Below are 18,115 nucleotides of genomic sequence, written 5' to 3' on the forward strand. Positions count from 1 at the left end.
GGGGTGCGCCACCGTTACTTCTTCGGTGCAGCCTCCGCCGGCTTCGGTGCAGTTCCTGCCGGCGAGGCGCCAGCGCCCGGAGGCATCGCACCCTGCATCTGCTGCCGCATCTGCATCTGGCGGATCACTGCCTCGGGCAGGAAATCGAGCAGTTCAACGTCGAACACCAGCACCGAATTGGCCGGGATGGGACCCGTCGCCTTGTCGCCATAGCCGAGGCTCGGCTTGATCCAGAAGCGATACTTCGAGCCCTTGGGCATCTGCTTCAGCGCCTCGGAGAAGCCGGGAACGACCTCGTTCACCTTCATCGGCGTCGGCTGCTGCGACTTGTCGAACGTGGTGCCGTCCGTCAGCTTGCCCTCGTAATTGACCAGGGCGACGTCAGCGTCAGTCGGCTTCGGACCACCCTTGCCCGGCGTGACGATCTTGTACTGCAGGCCCGAAGGCGTCTCGACCACGGCCTTGTCGCTGCGGTTCTTCTTGAGGAAAACCACCACCGGATCGTTCTGCACCTTCCACCAGGCCATGCCCTGGATCGCGCCGAGGGTGGCCAGCACGCCCAGGACGATGCCGAGCACGACATAAAGGATCGGCTTGGTGTCGAAAGGCTTCTTGGCGGTCGGCGGAATGGTGGCCATCGGAAATGTTCCTAAGCGCCGCGGCGCGGCAGGCCGCGCGGCAGCTGGAAAGGGGATCGGCGGATCAACGCGACGGCGGCGGACCGCCCTGGGGCATTTGCTGCTGCATCATCTGCTGCTGCATCATCTGCTGGCGATAGACAGCTTCGGGAATGAAGCCGAGCATGTCGACGTCGAAGACAAGGATCGAGCCGTTCGGGATCTTGGCGGGATCGGGCGAATGCTCGCCATAGGCCAGTTCCGGCTTGAGCCAAACCCGATACTTGGCATCCTTCGGCATCAGCTTCAACGCCTCAACGAACCCCGGAATCGCGCCGCCTCCCGAGAGCGGGATGGGAGTCGGCTGCTGCGAGGCATCGAAAATCGTGCCATCGCGCAGCCGGCCGACATACATGACACCGGCGATATCGCTCTTCGTCGGCAGCGCGCCCTCGCCGGCCTTCAGCACCTTGTATTGCAGACCCGACGCGGTTTCGACCACGCCGGGGCGGCCCTTGTTCCAGGCGAGGAACTGGGCGTTGGATCCCTTGAGCGCGACGACCTCGGCCGTGCCACGAGTCGCCAGCCAACCGGCAGCAAGCACCACCGCGAGGATGCCGATCCACAGATACACCAGAATGCTCCGCTTCGTGGGCTGCAGCGGCACTGCGGTGATCGTGGACATCGTCGGGCACCCTTAACCGGCGCCTGAAAGGGCGGCCGGGATTGAGAAGACAGGAAGCGCGGAAGGTCAGCCCCCCGCGCCGGCGGTTTTACCGCGCCCCGTCACGCTCCAGCCGCTTGCGCTCCAGCTTGCGGGCGCGGCGGACGGCAGCGGCACGCTCGCGGGCGCGCTTCTCGCTTGGCTTCTCGTAATGACGGCGCAGCTTCATCTCGCGATAGACGCCCTCGCGCTGCAGCTTCTTCTTCAGGGCGCGCAGCGCCTGGTCGACGTTGTTGTCGCGAACGATGATTTGCATAAACCCGCAGGTCTCCGGTCAATAGAAATTGGTCGTCGCAAACATGGGTTTGCGCCGTGTGGGAGGGCCCCTATCAGCCGCCATCCGCATTTTCAAGCGAATTGGCACCTGCCCACCGGGTTTGCGGGCGCCCGCCCTCGCGGCTATGGCCAGCGCATGACCGGCACGCCCCTCACCCTGTACAACAGCCTGACCCGCTCGCTCGAGCCGTTCAAGCCGATCGACCCCACCAATGTGCGAGTCTATTCGTGCGGGCCGACCGTCTATAATTATGTCCATGTCGGCAATCTGCGCGCCTATGTCTTCACCGACACGCTGAGCCGGGTGCTGACCTGGAAAGGCTATCCCCTTACCCATGTCATCAACATCACCGATGTCGGCCACCTGACGTCCGATGCGGATGCCGGCGACGACAAGATGGAAGCGGCGGCAAAAGCCAGCGCCCAGAGCATCTGGGATATCGCCGCGCATTATACCGCCGCGTTCAAGGAAAACATCGCGGACCTCAACATCCGCACGCCGACTCACTTCCCGCTCGCGACCGACCACATCCAGGGCATGATCGCCTTTGCCGGGAAGATCGCGCCTGAGCATTGCTACGAGCTTGAGAGCGGGCTCTATTTCGACGTGTCGACCGTGCCCGATTACGGCCGGCTCGCCCGCGTCGCCGACGACGAGCGTGAAGGCCGGATCGACCCGGTTGCCGGCAAGCGCAACCCGCAGGATTTCGCGATCTGGCGCAAATCCCCGCCGGGCGAGAACCGGCAGATGGAGTGGGCGTCGCCCTGGGGCCGCGGCGCGCCGGGCTGGCATCTCGAATGCTCCGTGATGAGCCAGCATTTCCTTGGGCCAAGCTTCGACATTCATACGGGGGGCATCGACCACCGCGAGATCCATCACCCCAACGAGATCGCGCAGAACCAGGCGCATTGCGACTGCGCCGACACCGGCGCGACGATCTGGATGCACAACAACTTCCTGGTCGAGCGCGAAAAGGGCAAGATGAGCAAGTCGTCGGGCGACTTCACCCGGCTGCAGACGCTGATCGACGCCGGCATCCACCCCCTCGCCTATCGCCTGATGTGTCTGAGCGCGCATTACCGGAGCGAGCTTGAGTTCAGCTCCGACAACCTCGCCGCCGCCGCGACCCGGCTGAAGCGGCTGGTGATGACCGCCCAGGCACTCAGCGCGCGCGATGACGGCGCGGAGACCGCCGACGCCTCGCGCTACCTCGACGCGCTCGATGCGGCGGTATCCGACGACCTAAACACACCCCGCGCCCTGCCAGTGCTCGACGAGATGCTTGGCGACAAGAAGCTGTCGCCCGCAACGCGGCTGAAGACGCTGGCGGTTTTCGACGACGTGCTGGGCCTGAAGCTCGCCGCGCTGACTCGGGAAGCACTGCGGGTGAAGCCGGCGGGCACGACGATCTCACCCGAGGCGATCGACGCCAGGCTGGCCGAGCGCAAGGAAGCGCGGGTGGCAAAGGATTTTGCACGGTCCGACGCGATCCGGGACGAGCTTGCCGCAGCGGGCGTCGAAGTGATGGACGGCGATCCGCTTGGCTGGGACTGGAAGTCGACGCTGTAGTCTCGAAGCCTTCCAACACGACTCGGTAACAGCGGATGATTTTTTCTTCCGCTGTTATGTTGGATTTTGAGGGCAAATTTCCGCTTGCCGCCCAACGGCTTACAATGCGCTTTCCCTGTTACTGCGAAACAGCGGTAAAATCGCCGCGAAACCGGAAAATATTCCCCTGCCTTGTAGGAAAACCGTACGACAAATCGTCCAATATTCACTGGTCATGTCAAAGAGCGCGGACGCCGTCGGGAAGGACTCCGCCCGGCCCTATCCTGCGCCACCCCATCGGGGCGTTGAATCGATCGGCCGGCGTGGGTGCCGGGCTTGTCGCAGCGGGAACCGCGCGGCATGAACCGATGGCGACCCCCAAACCATCCGGGGCGACGAGAGGTGCCCCATGAAAGCCGTTCTGCCCGCGCTTGCCCGCCCGCTGATCGAACCGCGCCTGCCCACCGGGCTTGACGTCGCCTGGTTCGCCAGCCGCGAGGACGCGATGAAGATGATCGTCGACGCAGATATCGCCTGGGTCGACATGCAGCGCGTCGGGACGATCGGCGAGGCGGTGCTTCGCGCGAAGCACCTCAAATGGCTGTTCACGATTCTGGCGGGAATCGATTTCCTCGACCTGCCGACGCTGCGCCGACAAGGCACGATCGTGACCAACGGCACCGGCATCAACGCGCTGGCCGTCGCCGAATATGCGGTAATGGGCGTGCTCGCCGCAGCCAAGCGGTTCGACGAGGTGGTCCGCATCGCCGACCGCCACGAATGGACACTGAATGCGCCGGGGCAGATCGAACTGTTCGAGACCAAGGCACTGATCGTGGGATATGGCACGATCGGCGCGATGATCGGCGAGCGCCTGAAAGCGTTCGGCGTCGACGTGACCGGCGTGACCCGGTCCGGTCGCGACGGCACGCTGACGCCCGATGGCTGGCGGGCGACGCTCGGCGACCATGACTGGGTGATCCTGGCGGCGCCCTCCACCGACCGGACCCAGGCGCTGATCGGTGCTGACGAACTGGCCGCGATGAAACCAAGCGCGTGGCTGATCAACATCGCGCGCGGCGACATGGTCGATCAGGACGCGCTGATCGAGGCCCTGACCAAGCGCCGGATCGCGGGAGCGTTCCTCGACACGGTGAACCCGGAGCCCCTGCCGCCGGAGCACCCCTTATGGGATGCGCCGAACACGATCCACACAATGCATCTGTCGGGACGGAGCCAGACCAAGATGTTCCTGCGCGCGGCGACGCTGTTCGTGAACAATCTCGACGCGTTCCTGGCGGGGCGGGAGATGCGGAACGTGGTGGATCTTGACGCGGGGTATTGAGGCTCAATAGCGCGGGCCAAGCGGGATTCTCAACACCGGCAAACGACGACGGCGAGCCGATTCAGCCAAAGTGGAAACGGCCTGAGGCAATCAAGCACTGGAACCGGCTGGACCGCGACCGTGTCGAAAGAGGGCTGGCGAGCGCCCCCTCAATCGACCTACAACCTCCGATCTGTTGCATTTCCGGGGAGCACGCAAGCATGGACCGTCGCCAATTTCTCTCGTCCGGGGGCGCCGTGGCGCTTGCCACCGCGCTGGCCCCGGCAAAGCTGCTTGCCGAGACTGGCCCCGCCACCGGCGACGAGGCACTGAATGCCGAGTTCGAGCGGGTCTTCCAACAGGTGGTCGGACGGTCACCCGAGCTCGCGACATCCCTGGGACTGGACAAGGACGCGATGGCTGCGGCGAAAGGACGCCTGACGCCCCGCACGGTAGAGCGGCGTGCGAAGGACGTGCAGGAGACCAAGGCATCGATCGCGCGTCTCGCAGGACATGACCAGAGCGCCTTGTCGCCCGCCGCGAAGCTCAACCTCGAGGTGGTGCTCTATTCGCTGAACACGCAGATCGCCGCCCCCGACAAATTCGGCATCGACAGCGCGATCCGGCCCTATCGCATCTTCCAGCAGGGCGGCGCCTATTTCTCGGTGCCTGACTTCCTGAACACAGCGCACACGATTTCGGTGAAGGCAGATGCCGACGCCTATCTCTCGCGGCTCGACCAGTTCGCGACCGTGCTCGACCAGGAAAGCGGCCTTCAGGAGGCTGAGGCACGCAAGGGCCTGCTCGCCCCTTCCTGGTCGCTCGATCTCACGCTCGGCCAGATGCGCAAACTGCGCGGGCAACCGGCGGCGACGTCGAGCATCGTCCAGTCGCTGGCCGGACGGGCCAAGGCCAAGGGCATAGAGGGGGATTGGGAAGCGCAGGCAGCGCGCATCGTCGAAAGCAGAATCTATCCGGCGCTCGACCGCCAGATCGCGCTGATCGAGCGCCTTAAGCCCACCACCAAGGCGGGCGACGGCATCTGGCGCGTGCCGGACGGCGAAGCGATCTATGCCACGGCGCTCAATCAGGCGACCACCACGACGATGAGCCCCGACGAGGTGCACCGCATCGGCCTTGCCCAGGTGGCGGAGATCACGGCGGAGCTCGACACGATCCTGAAATCGCAGGGTTATACCAGCGGGACGGTGGGCGAGCGGCTGGCGAAGCTCAACGTGGCGCCGGACCAGCTTTATCCCGACACGGCGGCGGGCCGCGCCACGCTGATCGCCGGGCTGAACGACGGCGTGAAGGCGATGTACGCCAAGCTGCCGGAGGCGTTCGTGACCGTGCCGACCCAGCCCCTCGAAATTCGGGCCGTGCCGGTCGAGATCCAGGACGGCGCCTCCAACGGCTACTACAACCGCGCCTCGCTTGATGGCACGCGACCGGCGATCTATTTCGTCAACCTCAAGGATGTCGGGGACTGGCCGAAATATACGCTGCCGTCGCTCACCTATCATGAGGGCGTGCCCGGCCATCATCTCCAGATCAGCCTCGCCCAGGAATCGAAAGATATCCCGACGTTGCGGAAGATCGGCTTCTTCTCCGCCTATTCGGAAGGCTGGGCACTTTATGCCGAGCAGCTTGCGGACGAGTTGAAGGCCTATCGCACGCCATTGGAGCATGCCGGATATCTCCAGTCCTTCCTGTTTCGCGCGACCCGTCTGGTCGTCGATACGGGCATCCACGCCAAGCGCTGGGATCGGGAAAAGGCGACCAGCTACATGGTCGCCACGACCGGCTTCGCCCGCCCGCGCACCCAGCGCGAGATCGAACGCTACTGCACCCAGGCCGGGCAGGCCTGCAGCTACAAGGTCGGGCACATGGCATGGACGCGCGCGCGCGCAAAGGCGCGGGCGGCGCTCGGTGCCCAGTTCGACATCAAGCAATTCCACGAGATACTAAAGGAAGGCGCAATGCCGCTCGTGATCCTCGAGCGTCGGGTGGACGAGCGGATCGCGCTGATGATGCGTGGCACCGGCGACGCATGAACGAGCCGGTGATGCCCGATTATCTGCCCAACAGATAATGTAAGGGCTGCCGCAGACGATCACTGAAGGGAGAAAATCCCCGAAGTGGCAGGGCACAAAAAAGGGGCGGTGGCCGCATGGCCCCCGCCCCTTTTCCAATCCCGACCTATGCCGGGACAGATGATCGTCAGAACTTCAGCCGCGCACCGATGGTGAACGACCGCCCGAGCGGATCATAGATCGTCGGGAAGGTGTTGCCGCTGTTATACGCCGTACCCCCGACACCGGAACCGACAAGCGGTGGCTTCTTGTCGAACAGGTTGTTGAGCGTCAGGCTCAGTTCCAGCTGCTTGGCGGGCATCACCCGGAAAGCGAGGTCGAAATAATCATAGGCCGGGATGCTGCGGAACGCCTCCAGGATCGTCGTAGGGTTCGGGCCCCCTGGCTGCGCTACGTCGCCCGGAAGGCGGGTGGCGAGGTAAGGCTCAAGCTTTACGCCGCTGATGTGAGTCCATAGCAGCGAGACGTCGAACAGTTCCTGAGCATAGGTAATGCGACCGTTCGAACGCCACTTGGCGCGCGGGTTGGTGCAGCCGCCCGCGCTGTAATAGCCGGTGCAATCGCGATTGATCGAATTCGGCGTTGCCTGGAAGTGGTAGTAGTTGAGCAGCGTTCCGTTGAAACCGAGCGATAGGGTGCCGCTGTTGTTGATCCCGACATCCTGCAGCTTGATGCTCTGAGTCACGCCGAAATCGATACCCGCAGTCTCGATGACCCCGAGATTCGAATAGGTCAGGACAACCCCAGGAGTTTCACCCGCCCCGTTGAGGCTGCCGGTGAGCGGATTGCGACCGATCAGCGCGCAGAAGGCGTTGAACGTCAAGCCCGGGTTGAGCGCCGAAGAATAGCAGCCATTGAGAATATCCGCCTGCGCCGGCTGGGTAATCGCATCACGAATCCGGATATTGAAATAATCCACCGTCAACGCGAACCCGGGCAGGAAGGTCGGCGCAAAGACACCGCCCAGCGTGTAGGTCTTCGCACGCTCGACGTTAAGATTGCGATTGCCCGCCGTGGTATTGTTGATCTGCCCTGACGTCGGTGCCGGGATCGAGCCGATGCTGCTGGCCGGCGCGCCCGTCGCGACGCATAGTGCGGCGAGTCCGCCGGTCACCGCGCCCGAGCACGGATCGACCGTCAGATTGCCAAGCTGCTGGACGGCCGACTGGTACAGTTCCTGGATGTTCGGCGAGCGCACAGCAACCTGGTAGGTGCCGCGGAACTTGAAGCCGCGATACGGCTCCCACGTGCCGCCTGCCTTCCAGGTCGTGCTGCCGCCGGTCGTGGTATAGTCGGAATAACGGATGCCGCCCTCAGCCGTCAGGCGATAGAAGAACGGCTTGTCCTCGATCAGCGGGATATTGATTTCGCCGAACACTTCCTTGACGCTGTACCGGCCGACATCGGGCGGCGTGCGTGCGCCGGTGCCGAGCACCTCGCCCTGGATCTGCGAAGGGCCGTCGGGCTGGCTCGCCGCCGAGATCTTGCGATACTCGCCACCGACCGCGAACGCGATCTTGCTCTCGGCGAGAGGCGACGAGAACAGGTCTCCCGACACGCTGCCGGTAACAACGGTCTGTCGCACCTTGCGGTTGATGATCGCGTCGAGATTGATGAATCCCACCTGATCCGCAGTGATGGAGCCATTGGGGCCGAAAAGGTTGAGCGGAACGCAATTGTTGCTCGTATCGACGCAGCGGATTTGCCCGGTTGGCGTGCGATAGGCTCGGAGCGCCTGCTGCACCTTGCTGTACGAGCCCCAGTTTTGACGCGTCTGGTTCTGCGTCGTCTCGCCATATTGGGCCGAGACGTCGTATTTCAGACCAGTGGTGATGTTACCGCGGAACCCGCCCTGAACCTGGAACATCTGCGATTCGAAGACGTTGCCGCGTGCGCCCATTTCAGTGATACGCCGCTGCGCGATCACCGGAATCTCGACATAACCGGGCGTGCCCGGCCCGCCCTGGACCGCAGCCGCCGTTGCGCAGTTCGTCGCGTTAATCCCGCGGGCGGAGCAAAGCTGATTCAGGATACCGGTCGGCAGATACGGGTTGTTCAGGGCAAGCTGATAGGTGTTGCTGAACGTGCCCGACGAGGCAAGCTGAGTCGCCACCCTGTTGCGGGTGAACATCGCGCTTGAGTAGAATTCCACCCCGTCGGTGATTTCGTAATGCCCCGCCGCATAGACGTTGATGCGATCGAGCGGCGTCTGGAAATAGGTGCCGATGTTCGTGTTGTAGGTATCGTCAGCGGTTGCAGCCTGAAGCCGGCCGGTAGTGGGGTTGACGACAGCACCGAAGCTGCTGGCGGGCAGGCCAAGCGCGGCGTTGGTCGGCGACGCGAAGATCGTCACCTGAGCCGCCGTCGCGCCGGAGAACAGGCCGGTGGTCGAGCTGACCGGGAACGCGCTGATCGAGCGGGCGGTGTGAAGCAGCGGATCTGCCTTCGTATAGCCAACGCTGAACACCACGTTGCCGCGACCATCGGCGAGATTGGCGCCGAGCACGATATCGGCCTTGAACCGTGCCGCATCGCCACGTTCCGTTACGCGATAGGTTGCGGTCGCATCGATCCCCGAGAAATTACGCTTGGTGATGAAATTGACGACGCCCGCGACAGCATCGGCGCCATAGGTCGACGAAGCACCACCCGTCAGCACCTCGACGCGCTGCAGCAGGGCAACCGGGATATTGTTGGTGTCAGTCAGGCCGTTAAGACCATAGGGTACGATCCGGCGGCCATCCAGCAGCACCATCGTGCGCTCTTCGCCGATACCGCGCAGGTTGATCGTCGAGGACCCGTCCGACCCGTTATTGACGCCCGAACCGAGCGACGGACGGACCGCCGGAAGGTTGCGGAGCAGATCGTCGGCGGTGCCGGGCTGGCGAAACTGGATTTCCTGCGCACCGATCACGCTGACCGGGCTGGCGAATTCCAGGTCGGAGCGGACGATGCGCGACCCCGTGACGATGATCTCATCATCGGCACGGGCCGTATCAGCCTGTGTTTCTTGGGCCGGAGCGGCCACTTGCGCGACGGCCGGCGACGCGACCAGTGTTGCGAACAAGGTCGTGGCAAGCAGATGGTACCGTATCGAGACTTTCATGTGTGCCCCCGTTTATGACGCGCAACCACCCCCGGCGCGCGTATCGAGTGCCGAAAGATTATTCGGCAATGACACTTTTCCTACACGGGCTTCGCCGCGCGGCAACATCGTTAACATTCCAGACACAGGAAATTTCGAGAACGTTACAAAAGGGCAACACCTGGCCGCATCGGTCCTAAACAGTTGCTCGCATCGCCCGGGAAATCAGATCGGACGCGATATGGCGGTCGCCATGCAGGCTGCCGATGCAGCGATGCGTTTCAGGCCGGGGACCACCCAACTTTTCGGCGGCGCGGCGCCAAGCTTGGCCGCACTGACGCGAAAATCCCCTTAATCCTGGCCGCGTTTGAAAGGAAACTGCGCAGTCCATCGCCTCGCCGACATGTGCGGAGTTGCCGCAGCTATGGCGGTAGATCGCCCCAAGCCGGTTCCCCTCGGGCGACTTTCGCGCGACACTGTCCGCTGTCAGGCGGAGTCCCTGGTCGTTCCCGAATCGACGCTCCGCCGCTGCGGGAGGCTGTTCAGCGGACTTCTCCGTCCGTCCTCCGGGGGATTGCTGCGTTGCGGGCCGGTGCCCGCCTTCGCCTCCACCGCGAATACCGGCAACGAGCGCCGTGCACGGCGCGACAGGAGATGGACCATGACCTCATACCCGCGCCGCGACGACCGCCGCCTTCCAATCGCCTTGCTTGCCGCGCCGCTGGCGCTCGCCGGCATTGGGCTTGCCGGCTGTCACGGCACCTCCACGCCCGGGCCGCAGGCGACCGTCGCCAATCCCTGCGGCGCGCTGGCGCCGAACAAGACATCCACGCTGCCGATGAACCCGGGCCAGAACCAGACCGAGGTCGACTGCTCGGCCTGGCAGGCATTCATCGCGCTGAACTGGAAAGCCGATCCGAAGAAGAACGGCTTTCCCGATCCGGGCGCGGCATGGGCCAGCTTCGGCACGCCGGGCGACACCAGCCCGACAGTATGGGAAAGCTATTATGAGGCGGCAGCGGTGTTCGGCAGCACGACGCCGCTGAAGGGAACCTGGCAGGCGAAGCGGCCGGCGGTCAAGGTGCTGAGTCGTACCTCGAAGCTCGGCGATCTCGACCTTTCCGACATCGTCCAGGCGGGTGGTGGCAACCATTGGCTGACCAACCAGCGCGGCGACGTGACTTATTACGAAGTGATGATGAACCAGGACGAGTTCGAGTTCATCACCAGCCAGAGCGGTTTCGACCTGACGACCGCCGCGGGGCAGCTCAAATGCGCGAGCCAGCCGGGCAAGGTGATCTCCGACGGGCCGCCGCCGCCGCCCAAGGGGCCACTGCGCGGTGGACTGAACTTCCCGGCTGGCTTCTCCAATGGCTGGGACGACACCGACTGTATCGGCAACAAGGCCTCCTACGGCCAGCAGGTCGGGGCGATGGAGATCAAGGCGTCGTGGACGCCGCTGCCGGCCGACCATTCGCTCGACTATCGCTACAAGACCGCGATCGCCGAGATCCGCGATCCGGCGAGCGGCAAGATGCGCCAGGTGACGGTCGGACTGGCCGGACTGCATATCGCGCGCAAACGCTTCCCACGCCTGCCCTGGGTATGGGCGACCTTCGAGCATATCGACAACACCCCCGACGAGGCAGCGGGCGGCGGCTTCTCGCCCCCTGCCCTGCCGGCCAATCCGAACCAGCGGCCGTCGCCGGGCTTCACCTTCTTCAATGCCAAGTGCACGCCGCAGAAGGACCCGGTCTATCAGTGCCGCCACAATGTCCCGCCGATCCCGTGCGGCAAGGGCGGCGTCTGCATGCCGTACAAGGCGCCCATGCAGATCACCCGGATCAACCCGGTCGGCGAACCCGCGAACAGCGTGACCGCCTATGTCTGGAGCCTGTTGCCGGCTAAATCGGTGTTCAACTATTACCGGCTGGTCAATGTCCAATGGCCCCAGGCGAATATCGGCACGCCGCCGGGACCACGGTTGCGGGTGCCGCTGACGATGGGCAATCCGACGCCGAAGGGCGCCGCCGGCGGGCCGGGGCAGATCGTCGCCAACACGACGGCCGAATCCTTCCAGCAAAAGGCAAACAGCTGCATGGACTGCCATGTCTTCGCGTCGATCGCGTCGCCGAGCCTGTTGCAGGCGACCGCTCCCGGCGCGCTGCGCAAGGTGACGAAGACGACCGGGCCGGAGGGGCTGGCGCCCTATGCCTCCGACTATTCCTTCATCTTCCTCGCCGAGACCAAGCGATAGGGTGCTCGCCCGGGCTGGCCTGCATCGCCAGCCCGGGCAGCCGCCGGGAGGTGCGCGCGGCTTTCATCGTCTTCATCCATGCGGTTGTCGCAAGGAGAGGTTCGCGCAGAGGCGCAGAGCACGCCGAGATCACTGCTCAGCAGGATCATCGCGCTCCGGTCGCGGCCTGTTCGTGGAGAGGCCAGTCATCACAACAGCCAATGCAGCAGGTCCAACCCCTCAGCGTGCTCTGCGCCTCTGCGCAAACCATCATGCCGCATCGCCCTGGATACCGCTCCCGAATGTCGATCCGCTAGAAACGATAGGCCAGGAACGCGCCGCCCAGCCACTGGTCGGGGGAACCACGCCGGCTGACCACCGGGGCAAGCTTCGCGTCGTTGAGGAGGCGGGTGTAGCCGGCGGTCGCGGCGAGCAGCCAGTGATCGTTCAGGCGATAGGACAGGCCGAGCGAGGCGCCAGCGTCCTTGATGCCTTTGTCAGCGTCGAAGACCGGGAGGCCGCTTCGCGCCGACTGGGCAGGCGTGACGCTGAAATAGGTTTGCATGTAGTGGCGATCGACCCAGCTCGTCGTGCCGCGAGCGGACAGGCTCAGCCGGTCGGCGAGATCGACATCCACACCCGCCTCACCCTGCACGACGACACCGTCATGCGCGCCGGCGACATCCTTCGCCACGGAAAGCTGGAGCCAGCCCCGACCGAGCTCGAACCGGGCGGCACCGCCAAGCTCCACCGCGGCACCGACATTGCCGAGCCCCTTCAGCGCGATGTTGCGGTCCTCTGAGCGGTCGCGGCGATAGCGCGCGATCGGGCCGAGCTTGATCCGCATGTCCTCGGTCGGCGCGAGGCGGAGGACGTTCACGCCGATCTCCGGCCCGCGGATATAGACGATATCCTTGTAGCTGACCGACAGGAACGGAAAGGGCAGGACCTGATATTCGTCCGACCCTTCATAATCGGGCGTGTAGATCGCGCCAGCGCCGACCGTGATGTTCCAGTCCCGGTCGTCCTGCTCCCGGTCGCCGCGCGGCGGTTCCTGGGCGTTCGCGTTCGACGTCAGCAGGATCAGCGCCCCGGTGGCGAGCGCGCTCGATGCGAGGATGAAGAAGAATCGCTTCAGATCCGACTGGCCCGAAGGCTTCGCCTTTCCGGTGGATACGAAATAGTGTTTCATGATGGCTCCCAGCGCTTCCCCGTTGCGATGCGGGGTCTAGGGTGGGCCTGGGCGTTTTCGATAACCGGCCGGTGTCGGTTTGTTTCAATATGTGTCGGGTGCAGACTCGCCCCGGCGGCGTGGCTACATCCGGATCATGTCAACCGCACGGATCCCGCATATTCTCGTGGTCGATGACGACCGGCAGATCCGCACCATGCTGGCGCGCTACCTTGGCGACCATGGCCTGAGGGTCACCATGGCCGAGGACGGCCGGCATGTGATGGCGCTGCACGACGGCCACCGCTTCGACGTCATCATCCTCGACGTGATGATGCCCGGCGACGACGGCTTCACGCTCTGCCAGCGGCTACGTGCCCGCAGCACCGTGCCGATCATCCTGCTCACCGCGCGCGACACCGAGACCGACCGGGTGGTCGGACTCGAGCTGGGCGCCGACGATTATGTCGCCAAGCCGTTCAACCCGCGCGAGTTGCTCGCCAGGGTGCGGGCGACCATCCGGCGATCGGCGATGGCGAGCGAGAAGGCCGCCACGTCGCTGCCCAGCCTGTACCGCTTCGCCGGCTGGACGCTCGACGTGACCAAGCGGACGCTCGTCTCGCCCAGGGGCACGCGGCTCGACCTGACGACCGGTGAGTTCGACCTGCTCGCCGCGCTGGTGCAGCACCCCCAGCAGGTGCTGAGCCGGGACCAGCTGCTCGACCTCGTCCACGGGCGCAGCAGCCTCAACATCGACCGGAGCATCGACGTCCAGATCAGCCGCCTGCGCCGCAAGATCGAGGCGGACCCGCAGGAACCCATGCTCATCAGGACGGTGCGCAATGGTGGCTATCTGTTCACCGCCGATGTCGGCCATGGGCATTCCCATGGCAGCTGACCGGCAGTGGTCGCTCAACCGGCTCAGGCTCGCCCCGCGGATCGGGCTGGCGATCCTGCTGACCATCTCCGCCGCCTATATGCTCAACCAGGCGCTGCGCGCGATGATCCCGCCGCCGCCCTTTCTGGTGGTGCAGCGGAGCTGGCTGATCGATGCCGTGGCGGATGCAGCGCGCCGGGCCCCGGCACTGTCCGACGCGACGGGTGGGGACAGGTCGTTGCAACTTCCGGCGTCACGCTATCTGGAGTTCACGATCGGGCGCGAGGCCCCGGGGCCCGACACGGACGACGGCGCACTGATCGGCGATGTCCTGCGCCAGTCCATCGCGGAGACGCTTCACTACCCCGCCGACCGGGTGAAGGTCGCGATGGAACCCTATGACCAGAATAATCTGGAACGCACGGTCCGCACGGCGGTGGTGATCATCCCGGAACTGCCGGCGCTGCTGACCGCCGAAACGCTGGCCAGCAACAAGAGCAGCGTGCTTGGCGATTTCGAGATATCGGTGCGGCTGGACAAGGGTGGCTGGCTGACGGTGACGCCGCGCAATCTCTCAGGTCCGGGATGGCACTATGCCCGCTATCTGTTCGGCATCGCCGGATACCTGCTGATCATCATCGTCTTCTCGGTGTGGATGGCGCGCAGCATCGTCGCGCCACTCAGCCGGCTCGCCGCGGCGGCGGAGCAGCTTGGACGCAACCGCGAGCCGACGCTGATCACCGGCATGCGGCTGCCCGAATATGTCGCGATTTCGGAGACGTTCAACACGATGCAATTGCGCCTGAAGCGCTTCATCGACGAGCGCATGGCGATGCTTGCCGCGATCTCGCACGACCTGCGCACGCCCCTGACGCGGTTGCGGCTGATGGCCGAATATGTCGGCGATTCAACGCAGCGCGAGCAGCTGCTGCTGAACGTGGCGGAGATGGAGACGATGGTGATCGACGCGCTCGCCTTCATGGGCGCCGAGGCGCGGCGGGAGCCGATCGAGACGGTCGACGTGGCGGCGCTGCTGATCAGCCTGACCGACGATTATGGCGATGCAGGCGAACGGGTGACCTATTGCGGGCCCGACCATGCCGACCTGCCCTGCCGCCCGGTCGCGCTGAAGCGCGCCTTCTCCAACCTGATCGCCAACGGGTGCAAATATGGCGGCGCGGTCGAGGTCTCCCTGCGAGTCACACCAGACGCGATCAGGGTCGACATCCATGACGACGGCGCCGGCATCCCGCGCGACCAGGCGGCGCGTGCGTTCGAGCCGTTCGAACGGATCGAGACATCCCGAAGTCGCGAGACCGGCGGATCTGGCCTGGGCCTCGCGATCAGCCGCGATATCGTGCGCAGCCATGGCGGCGAGATCGGTTTCGACTGGCCGGACAATGGCTTCACCGTTTGGGTATCGTTGCCGCGACCCGATTGAAGGGCGGAATCGGCCGTCAGGTGGCATGGGCGCCCGGTGTCGCCGTCAACCGGCATCATCAAGGGCTATCCCGGCATGCCGCACCTTCGGCCCTACCGCGGGCATGAAGCTGCAAGCACGGGCGTGGAAGGGGCGCTCCTTCCAGCCGCCGTGACGAGGGCGCAGGAGGCCTTTAATCGCCCGCGACCATCGCGATCACAAGGTGGGGCTGACCGTCCAGGTCGCTGCCTCGATCCCCGGCGATGCCGCCAGTTCGGCACAAACCCTGTCCAGTACGTCGCTGTCGGCCGTCGTCGGGATCAGCGTGGCGGCAAGCTCAACACTGTCTTCATTGTCGGTGAGCACGTCGATCGACTGGATCGGGTAGTGGAGATGCTCGAGCTTGTCGGCAAGCAGATCGCGCGCGTCAGTCACCTTGTCGGCGGCGCATACGACGTGCACCCGGTAAAAGGCCTCGGTGGTTGCCGCGTTGATCGGCTGACGGTTGATGAAGTTGACCAGGGGACGCAGCATGGTGTTTCCCGCCAGAACGACGATCGTCACGGCCGCGGCTTCGGCAATCAGGCCCGAGCCGCAGAATGCGCCGACCGCAGCCGACGACCACAGGGTCGCCGCCGTGTTGAGCCCCCGTACCTGAGCGCCCTCCTTCATGATCACGCCGGCGCCGAGGAAACCGATGCCGGAAACGACATAGGCGATGATCCGCGTCTCCCCCTCTCCCCCGAACAACCGCCCCCCGAGGTGGACGAACGCGGCCGCACCGACGGCGACCAGCACCATCGTGCGCAGGCCGGCATTGCGCTGCCTGATCTGCCGTTCGAAGCCGATCAGGCCACCGAACAGGAAAGCGGCGGCAAGTTTGGCGAGGATGATCAGGAAATCATGGCCCGTCGTCGTGAGTTCGCTCATCACCATCTTCCCTCCCAATAGCGCCACGAATTGAATCCGGCGCGCGACAGCCTCCCCGACAGGCGCATCGCCAGGATCACCGGGCGATGCCGCTTGCCGCCGAAGCGGAGCAACAACCGGGCCGCCCCAAGAACGAGGCCGGCGGCGAACAGCCAGACACCGGCGGGCAGCGTCGGCTCCCACCACGCCGCTGCGTGACGAGGCGGCCGCGACATCGACCCCACACCTAGAATTGCCCGTGCACGCGCAGGCCGAGGACATGGATCGGCCCCCGATCCCGGTTATAGCCGGGATTGCCGACGAGCTGATAGTCCAGGGTCACCGTCACCGGCTTGAGCGGTTTCCAGCTATAATAAAGCTCGCCGATCGCTTCGGCGCCGGGGTGCGGCAGGCGGCCGTCGCCGACCAGCACGCCGATGCCACCGGCGTCGAGATAGCGCTGGTGAACGGCCGAGATGCCGTTGACGACCGCCGCGATCCCGATCGTGTCACCGGCCCGGCCCCAGCCCTTGCCGTCGATCGCGGCACCGGCCGACGCAGTCCGGTCGATATCGGTGAAATCATAGGGTTCCACCCCGCCATCGGCCACGCCGGCGCGCGCGAACAGGCCGATGCTGTCGGTAACCGACTGTTCGACATTCACACTGGCGCCCAGGCGCGTGCGCCGGCCGCGCACCAGCGCGGTATCCGGGATCGTGCCGGTCGCCGCCGCCAGCGCCAGGGCATCGTCGAACCGGCCGAACTGCCCGCGATTGCGGAAGAGAGTGACACGCACCGCACCGTCGCGACCGGCGATCCGGTGGCGATGCTCCACCTCAGCATCGATCTGATACTGGCCGAACCCGGTCTCCAGCGTTTCGCCATTGGGGATCTTGGAGAGGTTGAAGGCGCCGAGCCGCAACGTCCACGCACCCTGATACCATTCGGCCGCGATGCCGGTTGAATAGCCCCAGGCGTCGGCGGCATAATCGAAGGTGCCGGCATCGACGAGCGACCAGTTGAGGAAATCGCCGCGCGGATCATGCGCGTAGCGGTTGGTGTCGAAGATATCGCCGACGCCGAATTTTCCGGCGGTGATCACCAGCCGGTTGGCCGTCCGCGTTCCGCCGAGCTGGTTCTGCGCTGCCTCGACCGTCTCGACCGAACCGCCGAGATCGACCGTCTGGCGGAAAAAGGCGCGCTGGAGCCGGAAATAGGGTGTCTTGCGGCCGACCTTATAGGCTTCGGCGCTGGGGAACCCCGCGACGCCGAGCGTATCCGACAGGCCGAAGCCCTGGTCGATCTCCGGGTTCGTCCAGATCTCAGCGCCCTTCCACGGCCGCACGCCGACGAAGAGCGTGACGTCGATCGTTTCCCGCGCCTGGTTCGGCGTGAGGCTGTTGGTGCCCGAATAGGGCGAGGCGAAACCAGGCGTTCCCTGCAGCGTGAAAGTCGCCTGGCCGTGGATCGCGACATCCTGCGTCGCGTCGCGCGAAGGATCGGTCGCCTGCGCGATCGCGGGTGACGCGGCGAGGCCGGCAAGGAGCGTGATGGCGGCCCGCCCGTGCTTCAGGGCCCGGACGCAGCGCGGCACAGCGGCGTCGATCCTGATGCCGGCATCCGGCCGAATGAAGAATTTGGTCATGACTGACTCCAGAAGGCTATTCGTTACGTGCCGATGACGGCACCTGATCTGGTGGAGACGAATGTTGCGGAAACGCCTGGCGCGGGACTTCACCTCAGCCAGTGCGCCGCCAGGATCAGGGCCATGATCAACAAAGCGAGACCCAATCCGAACAGGATGTTGAGACGATAGGCCCGGCGGCGCCGGCAC

Annotated in this window: 14 protein-coding genes; 6 read left to right on the plus strand and 8 right to left on the minus strand. The window is 65.0% G+C overall.

What is annotated here, in order from left to right:
- Positions 1-14 precede the first annotated feature (14 nt).
- From NDN01_RS12860 to rpsU, 3 genes are all read right to left on the minus strand, one after another.
- A complete protein-coding gene (locus NDN01_RS12860; protein ID WP_272627963.1) occupies positions 15-638 on the minus strand; it encodes an FKBP-type peptidyl-prolyl cis-trans isomerase in 624 nt (207 codons plus the stop codon).
- Positions 639-702: 64 nt separating this feature from the next.
- Positions 703-1,302: an FKBP-type peptidyl-prolyl cis-trans isomerase gene (locus tag NDN01_RS12865; RefSeq protein ID WP_272627964.1), complete on the minus strand. Its 600-nt coding sequence runs from the start codon at positions 1,300-1,302 to the stop codon at positions 703-705.
- Between the two features lie 88 nt (positions 1,303-1,390).
- Positions 1,391-1,597, minus strand: coding sequence for a 30S ribosomal protein S21 (rpsU, locus tag NDN01_RS12870; protein WP_034160206.1), 207 nt, complete (start codon positions 1,595-1,597; stop codon positions 1,391-1,393).
- A 156-nt stretch (positions 1,598-1,753) separates the two neighbouring features.
- On the opposite strand from rpsU, the gene cysS reads away from it, so the two are divergent.
- The 3 genes from cysS to NDN01_RS12885 all read left to right on the plus strand — a co-directional run bounded on the left by cysS (position 1,754) and on the right by NDN01_RS12885 (position 6,544).
- Complete coding sequence (gene cysS / locus NDN01_RS12875) at positions 1,754-3,187, plus strand: cysteine--tRNA ligase (protein WP_272627966.1); 1,434 nt, start codon at positions 1,754-1,756, stop codon at positions 3,185-3,187.
- Between the two features lie 388 nt (positions 3,188-3,575).
- On the plus strand, positions 3,576-4,511 hold the full coding sequence (locus NDN01_RS12880; protein WP_272627967.1) for an NAD(P)-dependent oxidoreductase: 936 nt from the start codon (positions 3,576-3,578) through the stop codon (positions 4,509-4,511).
- A gap of 200 nt (positions 4,512-4,711) precedes the next feature.
- Entirely contained in the window at positions 4,712-6,544 is a 1,833-nt protein-coding gene (locus NDN01_RS12885; protein ID WP_272627968.1) for a DUF885 domain-containing protein, read from the plus strand.
- 166 nt (positions 6,545-6,710) lie between these two features.
- Here the strand turns inward: NDN01_RS12885 and NDN01_RS12890 are convergent, their stop codons facing one another.
- Positions 6,711-9,689, minus strand: coding sequence for a TonB-dependent receptor domain-containing protein (locus NDN01_RS12890; RefSeq protein WP_272627969.1), 2,979 nt, complete (start codon positions 9,687-9,689; stop codon positions 6,711-6,713).
- A gap of 640 nt (positions 9,690-10,329) precedes the next feature.
- Between NDN01_RS12890 and NDN01_RS12895 the strand changes: the two genes are divergently transcribed.
- On the plus strand, positions 10,330-11,925 hold the full coding sequence (locus NDN01_RS12895; RefSeq protein WP_272627971.1) for a hypothetical protein: 1,596 nt from the start codon (positions 10,330-10,332) through the stop codon (positions 11,923-11,925).
- 292 nt (positions 11,926-12,217) lie between these two features.
- Here the strand turns inward: NDN01_RS12895 and NDN01_RS12900 are convergent, their stop codons facing one another.
- Complete coding sequence (locus tag NDN01_RS12900) at positions 12,218-13,096, minus strand: MipA/OmpV family protein (RefSeq protein ID WP_272627972.1); 879 nt, start codon at positions 13,094-13,096, stop codon at positions 12,218-12,220.
- 136 nt (positions 13,097-13,232) lie between these two features.
- Between NDN01_RS12900 and NDN01_RS12905 the strand changes: the two genes are divergently transcribed.
- Both NDN01_RS12905 and NDN01_RS12910 read left to right on the plus strand, forming a co-directional pair.
- The gene (locus tag NDN01_RS12905; RefSeq protein ID WP_272627973.1) at positions 13,233-13,973 is read left to right on the plus strand and encodes a response regulator; all 741 of its coding nucleotides are present in this window, start codon (positions 13,233-13,235) and stop codon (positions 13,971-13,973) included.
- Positions 13,963-15,393, plus strand: coding sequence for a sensor histidine kinase (locus tag NDN01_RS12910; protein WP_272627974.1), 1,431 nt, complete (start codon positions 13,963-13,965; stop codon positions 15,391-15,393). Before NDN01_RS12905 ends, NDN01_RS12910 begins: the two co-directional genes overlap by 11 nt.
- A 195-nt stretch (positions 15,394-15,588) precedes the next feature.
- Here NDN01_RS12910 and NDN01_RS12915 read toward each other — a convergent pair whose 3' ends face one another.
- Genes NDN01_RS12915 through NDN01_RS12925 form a run of 3 tightly spaced genes read right to left on the minus strand, consistent with a single transcriptional unit; the run spans position 15,589 to position 17,926 of the window.
- Complete coding sequence (locus NDN01_RS12915) at positions 15,589-16,302, minus strand: MgtC/SapB family protein (protein WP_272627975.1); 714 nt, start codon at positions 16,300-16,302, stop codon at positions 15,589-15,591.
- Complete coding sequence (locus NDN01_RS12920) at positions 16,302-16,517, minus strand: hypothetical protein (RefSeq protein ID WP_272627977.1); 216 nt, start codon at positions 16,515-16,517, stop codon at positions 16,302-16,304. Before NDN01_RS12920 ends, NDN01_RS12915 begins: the two co-directional genes overlap by 1 nt.
- Positions 16,518-16,528: 11 nt before the next feature.
- The gene (locus tag NDN01_RS12925; protein ID WP_272627979.1) at positions 16,529-17,926 is read right to left on the minus strand and encodes a carbohydrate porin; all 1,398 of its coding nucleotides are present in this window, start codon (positions 17,924-17,926) and stop codon (positions 16,529-16,531) included.
- Positions 17,927-18,115 lie beyond the last annotated feature (189 nt).

Source organism: Sphingomonas sp. QA11, from assembly GCF_028473665.1.
Classification (GTDB): Bacteria; Pseudomonadota; Alphaproteobacteria; order Sphingomonadales; family Sphingomonadaceae; genus Sphingomonas; species Sphingomonas phytovorans.

What these genes read in the sequence shown, in the direction of transcription:
- NDN01_RS12860 (WP_272627963.1), bottom strand. Translation starts at nt 638, where the DNA reads ATGGCCACCATTCCGCCGACCGCCAAGAAGCCTTTCGACACCAAGCCG.
- NDN01_RS12865 (WP_272627964.1), bottom strand. Translation starts at nt 1,302, where the DNA reads ATGTCCACGATCACCGCAGTGCCGCTGCAGCCCACGAAGCGGAGCATT.
- rpsU (WP_034160206.1), bottom strand. Translation starts at nt 1,597, where the DNA reads ATGCAAATCATCGTTCGCGACAACAACGTCGACCAGGCGCTGCGCGCC.
- cysS (WP_272627966.1), top strand. Translation starts at nt 1,754, where the DNA reads ATGACCGGCACGCCCCTCACCCTGTACAACAGCCTGACCCGCTCGCTC.
- NDN01_RS12880 (WP_272627967.1), top strand. Translation starts at nt 3,576, where the DNA reads ATGAAAGCCGTTCTGCCCGCGCTTGCCCGCCCGCTGATCGAACCGCGC.
- NDN01_RS12885 (WP_272627968.1), top strand. Translation starts at nt 4,712, where the DNA reads ATGGACCGTCGCCAATTTCTCTCGTCCGGGGGCGCCGTGGCGCTTGCC.
- NDN01_RS12890 (WP_272627969.1), bottom strand. Translation starts at nt 9,689, where the DNA reads ATGAAAGTCTCGATACGGTACCATCTGCTTGCCACGACCTTGTTCGCA.
- NDN01_RS12895 (WP_272627971.1), top strand. Translation starts at nt 10,330, where the DNA reads ATGACCTCATACCCGCGCCGCGACGACCGCCGCCTTCCAATCGCCTTG.
- NDN01_RS12900 (WP_272627972.1), bottom strand. Translation starts at nt 13,096, where the DNA reads ATGAAACACTATTTCGTATCCACCGGAAAGGCGAAGCCTTCGGGCCAG.
- NDN01_RS12905 (WP_272627973.1), top strand. Translation starts at nt 13,233, where the DNA reads ATGTCAACCGCACGGATCCCGCATATTCTCGTGGTCGATGACGACCGG.
- NDN01_RS12910 (WP_272627974.1), top strand. Translation starts at nt 13,963, where the DNA reads ATGGCAGCTGACCGGCAGTGGTCGCTCAACCGGCTCAGGCTCGCCCCG.
- NDN01_RS12915 (WP_272627975.1), bottom strand. Translation starts at nt 16,302, where the DNA reads ATGAGCGAACTCACGACGACGGGCCATGATTTCCTGATCATCCTCGCC.
- NDN01_RS12920 (WP_272627977.1), bottom strand. Translation starts at nt 16,517, where the DNA reads ATGTCGCGGCCGCCTCGTCACGCAGCGGCGTGGTGGGAGCCGACGCTG.
- NDN01_RS12925 (WP_272627979.1), bottom strand. Translation starts at nt 17,926, where the DNA reads ATGACCAAATTCTTCATTCGGCCGGATGCCGGCATCAGGATCGACGCC.